This is a genomic window from Streptomyces sp. BRA346, assembly GCF_052851135.1.
The window spans coordinates 42092-50054 of record NZ_JAIWIH010000045.1; the positions used below are offsets into that span (position 1 = coordinate 42092).

The window sequence follows — 7963 nt, forward strand, 5'->3', positions numbered from 1 at the left end:
GGAGACCCACCACGCCCACGTCAGGAGGAGCCTCACCATGACCGCCACCCCTCCCCCAGTGCCGGACCGGCAACGTCACGTCGAGGACGAGTTGGTCCGTAAGGTGCTCGCCTCGTTCCACAACACGCCGGATGCCCGGCTCAAGGAACTCATGCAGGGCCTGGTGCACCACCTGCACGCCTTCATCCGCGAGGTCCGCCTCACCGAAGCCGAATGGCAGCAGGCCATCGACTTCCTCACCGCCACCGGCCACATCACCACCGACCGCCGCCAGGAGTTCGTGCTGCTGTCCGACGTCCTCGGCGCCTCCATGCAGACCATCAACGTCAACCACGAGGCCACCACGGGCGCCACCGAGGCCACCGTGGTCGGCCCGTTCTTCGTCGAAGGCTCCCCCGAGATCGCCCTGGGCGGCGACATGGCCGCAGGAGCCCCGGGAGAACCCTGCTGGGTCGAGGGCACCGTCACCGACACCGACGGCAACCCTGTCCCCGGCGCCCGCCTCGAGGTATGGGAAGCCGACGAAGACGGCCTCTACGACGTGCAGCGCGACGACGGCCACCCGGCCGCCCGGGCCCACCTGTACACCGACGAGCAGGGCGCCTACGCATTCTGGGGGCTCACCCCCACGCCGTACCCCATCCCCCATGACGGCCCCGTCGGAACCCTGCTCGACAAGACCGCGCGCTCGCCCCTGCGCGCTTCCCATCTCCATTTCATGGCCACCTCGCCCGGCCTGCGCACCCTCGTCACCCACATCTTCGTCGAGGGCGACAGCCTGCTGGGCTCCGACGCCGTGTTCGGCGTCAAGGACTCCCTCGTCAAGCGCTTCGAACGACAGCCGGGCGGCACCCCGGCTCCCGACGGGCGCGACCTGTCGGGACGGAGCTGGTCCCGCGTGTGGTTCGACATCGTGCTCTCCCCTCAGCGGACATGACCTCGCGCAGCGCGTGCGTTTCGCCCCCGGCGACGCTTCGGCGGCGGTGTGCGCCGAGGTGGAGCGGCTGGGCAGCTCCCGGCCGATGCTGATCGCGGCGCGCTCCGGGGCGGGCCCGGCCGAGATTGGTCCGGGTTCGACGATGCCGTACGCGCGATCCTGGAGGTGGGCCCGGCCAACACCCCGCACCCTGTGGCCCGTCATGATCTGCGGCTGCTGCTGCGAGCCGCATGGCAGGGTTGCCGACCCGTCGAGACAGCAGTGATGAGCCGACGGCTGATCAAGCAACCGTCTGGACGCGCACGGGCAGGGATGCCCATGAGCGCAGGTGTTGTTGGGGTGGCGGAGCGGTGCGCCGGTGAGTTCGATCCGCTGGACCCCTGCCGACGGACCTCGGCCAGCACGACCGCAGCCGCGCCGCGGTGGCCGGAGTGTTCGGCGTGTAGCGGTGCAGCGGCTCGTCGAGCGCCCGGTCGCCGCAGGTCGGCCGGGCCATGGGCGAGGAGGACCAGACCGCTTGAGGAGGCGTGCGGCGGAAGGCGGCCCGCGCTGCGGGTGTAGTTGATGACCGCGCCCGGTGCCGTCAGCCGCTCCAGGAACAGCACCTCGTCGCCGTCCAGTACGCCGAGCTGTACGTGATGTCCGACGACATCGTGGACGCCCTCCATGAACGGCATGCCCGCGTTGGCGTGAGCTCGCCGAGCTGGGCCCGCGCGCCCGAGCGGCCACACCGGCAGAAGAGGCCACGCCACAGCCCGTGCCGGAAGCCACCACGGACTTCAGCCCATGGAGGCGCGCGACGCGTACGAACTCGTCGACACAAACCACCCGTTGGGCCGCTCCAAGCGATCACCTCGCCGTTCTTCCGCGCAACCCGGAGGAGTTGGTCCGCAGGGCCGCCGACCGCTTCGGCCTCGACCTGGACCGTACGGTCCGGCTGCGCACCCGGCGGCGCAGCCGTCACGCCCTGCCCGTCGACCGGCCGCCCAACCCTGCGCCGTCTGCTCACCGACTTCGTGGAGTTGCAGGACCCCGCCACCCAGGGCCAGGTCGCGGTGCTCGCCGAGCACACCTCCTGTCCGCCCGAGCGCCGTCCCCTGGCCGGACTCGCCGGGGCACGGCCGGATGCCTTCCGCGAACAGGTGACGGCGGCCGGGCGGAGCGTCCTCGTCCGGCCGTCGGCCAGGGCCACGACGGACGAGACCAGCGCCCGCAGGCACGCGGCCTCGGCCGCCTCGTCGGTCAGCGCGAAGCGCCGCACGGTGAGCCCGTCGAGTCCGGCCAGGAAGAATCGCGCGACCGCCTCCGCCGGTTGCGCGAGTTCCTGGCCGATTCGCCGGGCGGTACGGGCCACGAGGTCGGTCGTCACCTGGATCAGGTCGCGATAGTGGTCGCCGAGCACCTCGCGCAGTCGGGGCGTGCGCAGGGCGCACATGCTCAGCTCGTTCAGCAGCTGGTAGTTCGCCGGTTCCTCGCGCACCGTGCGCCACAGAGCGGCGGCCAGCGCGGCGATGGTCTCCGCGAAGTCACCGTTTTCGGGTGCGGCCTGCTCGACCTCGGCGACCAGGTCGTCCGTGAGCTGCTTGAGCACGGCGTGGTACAGGTCTTCTTTCGTGCCGAACGTGTAGTGCACCGTCGCATGGGCCACGCCCAGCTCGGCGGCGATGGCACGGGTGCTGCCCGCCATGAGCACATGGTATCGACGTGGTCAATCGATCAAGTTCGATCGAACTGGCCGTCGGGCGCCATCGTCGCCGACCCTGCCAACGCCCGCCCCTGGTCGGCAGGTTGTGGCGGGCGCGTCGCAGGGCTGTCCAGGACCGGGGTCCGTCTTCAGGCGGATGGTGTCCAGGCGGGCGCGCGTTCGCGGTGCAGTGCGTGGCCGACGGTCAGGGCCCGCGCCGCGCGGTCCGCCGTCGCACCGCTGAGCCCCGTGCCCAGCCGCAGCGCGCGCAGGGTGAGGACCTGCGCGGCCATCATGGCGATGACCGGGTCGCCGGAGGTGAGGTAGCGCTCGCAGCCCGGACCGGGCAGGTCGTCCCGAACCAGTCGGCGCCCGCCGCGCACCTGCTCGATGAGCTCTTCGATGCGCGTGTTCAACGGGGCGGCCGCGCCGTCGGCCGCCCACCGCAGGTACGGCAGCTCACGCGGGCCCATCGCCACGACCACGGTCTCCGCCATCCGCCGGACGGCCGGATCGGGGTGGAGCAGCCGGTGGGCCTGGCAGACCGGAATGCAGGTGCAGACCTTGTTGCAGGTGCAGATCGTGCCGCCGCCACCGCCGTAGGTGGGATCCGGTGCCTCATAGGTGGGCGGGTCGTACGTGGGTGGCTCGTAGGTCGTCGGTGGTTCGTAGGTGGGGGTCGGTGGTTCGTACGTCGTCGGCGGTTCGTACGTGGGCGTCGGGGAGTCGGACGTCGACGGGCTCGATGAAGGGCGGGAGGTGCTGGGGGACGGCGAGGAGGGAGACTCCGAGCCGCCGTCGTCGCATCCGCCGAGCAGCAAGGCCGCCGCGACGGACGACGCGATCCCGGCCCCGAGGAGGCCGCGGCGCCCCGATGCCGCCGACCACGGTGGTCCGGTGATGGGCAGGATCTCGACCGGCCCCGTGGTGTCCGGGCCGTCGACCCGCTGGATCTCGTAACGCGGAGCGTCCGGCGTCTGCTCGGGTGCGTCGGCCTGGTTGTCCTGGTTGTCCTGGTTGCCCTTCCCTGAGCGCCTCGGGCGCGGCCAGGGCAGCATGACGTCATTCATGCGTGCCTCCGTGGACGCCGCAGGGCTCACCGGCGTGGTCGTCGCGCCATATGAGGCCGCCCGACCCTGCGATCCGGGTGAGGAGCTGGTCCTTCACCAGTTCCCTGGTGATGTGGCAGCGCTGGGACCCGGTGAACTCGCCTCGGCCGTTCGTCGCCAGCGACTTGTGATAGCAGTCGCCCGCGCAGTTCCACTTGGCGAAGCACCCGTCGCAGAACGACCGGTGTTCGACGCCCAGATCGCGCAGCCGGTCGAGCCGGTCCATGTCGAAGGTGTAGCCGTCCGGCCCGGGCGAACCGTAGAAGAACACGTCGGCGAACTCGTTGTCCTCGGAGAACGCCTCGAAGCAGGCCGATACGTTTCCCGCGGGGCTCAGGCAGAAGTTGTCCTGGGTGATCCCGCAGAAGTGGTTGGTCAGCGTTCCGACCCGGGCCGCGCTGTAGATCAGCTCATGTCCGAAGCGGGCGGCCCTGCCCTGCGCTTCCCGGTAGGCGGCGATGAACTCCCCGGTCTCCGCGTCCGGCTCCCCCGCGTGCCGTCCCAGCTGGTAGGCGGGTTCCACCTGGACACGCTTCGGTGTGAAGTTCGACAGCACGAACTCGATCGAGTCGGGCAGCAGCGGTATCTGCTCCGCGGTGACGGTCAGCCGCACCGCGTAGGGGTAGTCCGCGTCGGTGAAGCGCCGCATGGTGTGCATGACGCGCGCGCTCGATCCCGTGCCCCGTACGGTCGGCCGGTGCTTGTCGTGGGCCTCGGGCAGACCGTCGAAGGACAGGCTCATGCCGCCGTTGAGGTTGGCGATCATCCAGTCGATCTGGCGGTCGGTGAACACGCCGTTCCCCGCGGAGGCCGCGATGACCGGGAGGTCACCGGCCCGCTCACGGGCGTACGCCAGCGACTCGGTCATCAGGCCCCAGTGGACGCTCGGCTCGCCGCCTCCGTGGTAGTGCACCCCGGCGAACGGGGCGCCCTCGCGCCGGGCGTTGTCGATGACGAAGTCGATGCCGCGCTTGGCCACGTCCATCGTCATATACGTGGCGGGAGTGTCGCCCGCGGAGGCATAGCAGTAGGTGCAGCGCAGATTGCACGCCGTGGTCAGGAAGAGCGTGACCTCGGTGGGCGTGGGGGTGCCCCGGCGGCGGGTGACCGGCGCTGGGGGTCTGCCCAGGAGCCCTGCCTCGCGGGCGAACGCCGCGACGTGTCGGTCTCCGCCCTCACCACCGGTCAGGACATCGGAGAGGGCCGCCACCATGCCGCTCGTGGCGGCGAAGGCCACCCCGTGCAGCGGGGCGTACACCAGATGGGCCCCGTCTTCCAATGGGATCGCGAAGACATCCCTGGTTCCGTTCAACGATCGCTCCCAGCAGCTCGCCTCGACCGCGCTGCGTCGGCACGGGCAGCAGTGGGATGTCGTACAGCGCACCCATCGCCCCCGTGGCAGCACCGGCGCCCGACATCCTGCGCCCCATTGTCGGGACCCGTCCCGGGATGATGTGCAAGCTAGCTCGTTCGGGTGAATCGCTGTTGATTTCGTCGCGTCATGGACGGAATGTCGGTATACGCGGCGCGCCCGGCCCCCTGAAAGCGCTCCGGCTCAGGCAGCAAGCCTCGGTGCCACGGCCACCGCGGGCGCGGGCGCCACCGGGATGCGTACGGGCGCGACGGGGGAAGGGGCGGGCCACACGCGGTACGTGGTCTTGGCCTGGTCCACCAGGGGCTCGCCGAGAGTGGCTCGTCCCTCGGAGTACAGCCTGTCGCACTCGGGGGTGGGGAGGGCGACGTAGCAGCCTCCCCTGTTGGTGGCGGAGTCGTACGGCTGCCAGTAGCCGTATCGGCGGCGGCCGCTCGCGTGCACGGTGAGGAACACCGGAGTGCGGGAGTCGGACACGACGCGGAGCACACCGGCGCTGGAAACGTCGAACGGGGCCTCGGAGCGGGAGCGGGACTGGTAGCGGGCGGGGGACATCACGATCGCCTTTCCGAGGGGCCGGTACTCAAGATCAATTACCCAATTAAAGCAGCGTTTTGATCTTGAGTACACAACTTTCTTGCGGGCAAAGGAAATTGGACCGCGCGGCCCCGCACCGTCCCGGTGGCAGGCACACGGGGGTGCGGGGCGGTCCGCGGATCGTCACCGCCTCAATTGACCGGGTGGTGTCAGCCGCCCGTGGCCCGGACGGTGCTCATGACCTGCTTGATCTGGGCGGCGGTCAGCGCGTTCGGAACACCCTGGTCCGCGTAGATCACCCAGCCGTGCATGGTCCCGTCGGGGAGCTTCTGCGCGATGCTGTGCACGATCGCCTTCGGCGGGACGCACGAGCTCGGGCGGTTGGTGACGGTGACCTTGGCGGTCGCGGTGTAGCCGTCGATGCCGCCCTGCTTCAGCGGCTTGGCCGGAGTGACCTCGATCTTGGGCTTGTGGTCCTCGCCGCCGTACGCGGCGAAGCCCCAGTTGCCCGCCCAGTTACGGGCGTTCTCCTGGAGGGAGCCGTCCTTGCCGCCGCCGGTGGTGCCGACGGTGGCGAGCTGTCCCTTGCCCGCCTCGCCGATGGCCTTCGGGTTGGGGCTCGAACCGCAGCCGCCCTCGCGGTAGTTGGCGGCACCGGTCATGACGACGATCGGCTGGCCGTTCTTGTCCGTGTAGGACAGGGCCGTGCCCTCGTCGATGCGCTTCCACTTCTTGGCCTTGGCGGGCACGTCGTAGGTGAAGTGGTGCTTCTCCGAGGTCTGCGTCTGCCAACCGGGGATCGACGGCTGGTCGCCCGAGGGGCTCGCCGGGCCGGAGGACTGGGACGATCCCGCCGAGGGTGCCTTCGAACCCGCAGCGTCGGTGCCCTTGTCGGTGCCCTGTTTGGTGTCTTCGTTGCACCCGCTCACTGCGAGGGTCATGCCTATGCCGACGGCTGCGATCAGGGTCTTCTTCGTACGTCGGGACGGCATCCGGGTGGCCGGCCGGTGCTGAGCAATGCGCTTGAGGATCTTTGGCTGAGACATGATCGGCACTTTAAGCCACCTGTGCTGGCGCGATCCCACCGGTGGCTGCCCCATCGCGAGACGTATACCTACTCGTGACACATCACATGAGACTGATACACGCAGCGCTCCTCGATGTCTCGATAGGGTTCGGCCCATGGACTGGTTGGGGCCGGTGAACACGCTGATGGGTGCGGGGATCGGCGTGGGCGCGACGCTGCTCGCCGACCGGCTTCGCTGGCGCCGTGAGCGCGAAGCGCTCCGGCAGGACACGCGTCGGCAGGCGTACGCGTCGTTCATGGCCGCCCTCTCGGAGGTGTATACGCGCCTCCATGTGATCGCGCGCGAGGGAGGCTCGGCGAAGGACGCGGGAAGGGCGGCCCACGAGGCGTTCGCGTCCAGCAATCTGTATCCGCTGCGCTATGAGCTCGCGCTGATCGCTCCGTGGGAGGTGATGGAGCCGACCAACCAGGTCTTCTGGAAGGTTCGTGACCTCCGTGACCTGGTGGCCACCGGCGTCACCGCGGAGGATCCGGCCTTCGGGCAACGCCTGCGCGACTACCTCGCGGCGGCCGAGACCGCGCAGACGGCCATGCGCCGGGATCTCGGCACCTCCTGGCCGCAGCGCGACAACAATCCCCCTGCGCCACGTGCCGGTTGAAGCACACACGGCGGGGCATCCTGGACGGGTCCGGCCCGCCCAGGATGCGGTGTCCCAGAGTGTGGTGTTCTACGAGGAGCCCTTCGAGGTGCCGACTTCCGCCGGTGCGGCCGGTGCCGCGGACTCGTCGTCGGCCGTGGCCCCGTCGTCGGCCCTGGCGACCTCCCGCGTGTCCTTGCCATCCTCCCGATCAGCGCGCCGAGGCCGACGGCGAGCGCCGACTGCACTCCGAGGGGCAGCCGTCACCAGCGCTTTGTGCGCGCCGCCGGGGCCTTCCCGTCGGCATCGGACTCGGAACAGTCGGTGGAGGGCGCCGTGCTGTGTCCTTTTTGCATGTGTGGAGCTCCCATGGGTTGTGCTCGGGGGAAGTTCAGCCGAGGTCCGTCGCCCGGGCGGCTCCGCGGACGGCTCCGGCGACCGCGCCCGCGACCGTGTCGTTGAAGACGCTCGGAATGATGTAGTTCGGGTTGAGCTCGTCCTCGGTGACCACGTGCGCCAGCGCACTCGCGGCGGCGAGCATCATGTCGGTGTCGACGGTGCGGGACTGGGCATCCAGGAGGCCACGGAAGACACCCGGGAAGACCAGTACGTTGTTGATCTGGTTCGGGAAGTCCGACCGTCCGGTGGCCACCACCGCG

The 7963-nt window shown here is 70.1% G+C and carries 8 protein-coding genes and 1 pseudogene; 2 read left to right on the forward strand and 7 right to left on the reverse strand.

Annotated elements, in window-relative coordinates:
• The first annotated feature begins 37 nt into the window (after positions 1-37).
• Complete coding sequence (locus tag LCH29_RS37730; RefSeq protein WP_446466195.1) at positions 38-937, forward strand: dioxygenase family protein; 900 nt, start codon at positions 38-40, stop codon at positions 935-937.
• Positions 938-1137: 200 nt separating this feature from the next.
• Here LCH29_RS37730 and LCH29_RS37735 read toward each other — a convergent pair whose 3' ends face one another.
• The 6 genes and pseudogenes from LCH29_RS37735 to LCH29_RS37760 form a co-directional block, all read right to left on the reverse strand.
• On the reverse strand, positions 1138-1614 hold the full coding sequence (locus LCH29_RS37735) for an IclR family transcriptional regulator domain-containing protein (RefSeq protein WP_446466196.1): 477 nt from the start codon (positions 1612-1614) through the stop codon (positions 1138-1140).
• 494 nt (positions 1615-2108) lie between these two features.
• Positions 2109-2621 (reverse strand): annotated as a pseudogene (locus LCH29_RS37740) (TetR/AcrR family transcriptional regulator); the annotation flags it as partial.
• A gap of 149 nt (positions 2622-2770) precedes the next feature.
• Positions 2771-3691: a hypothetical protein gene (locus tag LCH29_RS37745; RefSeq protein ID WP_446466197.1), complete on the reverse strand. Its 921-nt coding sequence runs from the start codon at positions 3689-3691 to the stop codon at positions 2771-2773.
• Entirely contained in the window at positions 3684-5042 is a 1359-nt protein-coding gene (locus LCH29_RS37750) for a radical SAM protein (protein WP_446466198.1), read from the reverse strand. The genes LCH29_RS37745 and LCH29_RS37750 overlap by 8 nt, the downstream gene beginning before the upstream one ends.
• A gap of 243 nt (positions 5043-5285) precedes the next feature.
• The gene (locus tag LCH29_RS37755) at positions 5286-5657 is read right to left on the reverse strand and encodes a hypothetical protein (protein WP_184502935.1); all 372 of its coding nucleotides are present in this window, start codon (positions 5655-5657) and stop codon (positions 5286-5288) included.
• A 191-nt stretch (positions 5658-5848) separates the two neighbouring features.
• Positions 5849-6685, reverse strand: a complete 837-nt coding sequence (locus LCH29_RS37760; RefSeq protein ID WP_446466199.1) for a hypothetical protein — start codon at positions 6683-6685, stop codon at positions 5849-5851.
• Positions 6686-6821: 136 nt separating this feature from the next.
• On the opposite strand from LCH29_RS37760, the gene LCH29_RS37765 reads away from it, so the two are divergent.
• Positions 6822-7325, forward strand: coding sequence for a hypothetical protein (locus LCH29_RS37765; protein ID WP_446466200.1), 504 nt, complete (start codon positions 6822-6824; stop codon positions 7323-7325).
• A gap of 370 nt (positions 7326-7695) precedes the next feature.
• Here the strand turns inward: LCH29_RS37765 and LCH29_RS37770 are convergent.
• On the reverse strand, positions 7696-7963 hold a 268-nt coding region (locus LCH29_RS37770), incomplete at its 5' end, for a malic enzyme-like NAD(P)-binding protein (protein ID WP_446466201.1).

Excerpts from the sequence above, each read along its gene's own strand:
- LCH29_RS37765 (WP_446466200.1), top strand. The coding sequence starts at position 6,822 with ATGGACTGGTTGGGGCCGGTGAACACGCTGATGGGTGCGGGGATCGGC.
- LCH29_RS37735 (WP_446466196.1), bottom strand. The coding sequence starts at position 1,614 with ATGCCGTTCATGGAGGGCGTCCACGATGTCGTCGGACATCACGTACAG.
- LCH29_RS37755 (WP_184502935.1), bottom strand. The coding sequence starts at position 5,657 with ATGTCCCCCGCCCGCTACCAGTCCCGCTCCCGCTCCGAGGCCCCGTTC.
- LCH29_RS37745 (WP_446466197.1), bottom strand. The coding sequence starts at position 3,691 with ATGAATGACGTCATGCTGCCCTGGCCGCGCCCGAGGCGCTCAGGGAAG.
- LCH29_RS37760 (WP_446466199.1), bottom strand. The coding sequence starts at position 6,685 with ATGTCTCAGCCAAAGATCCTCAAGCGCATTGCTCAGCACCGGCCGGCC.
- LCH29_RS37730 (WP_446466195.1), top strand. The coding sequence starts at position 38 with ATGACCGCCACCCCTCCCCCAGTGCCGGACCGGCAACGTCACGTCGAG.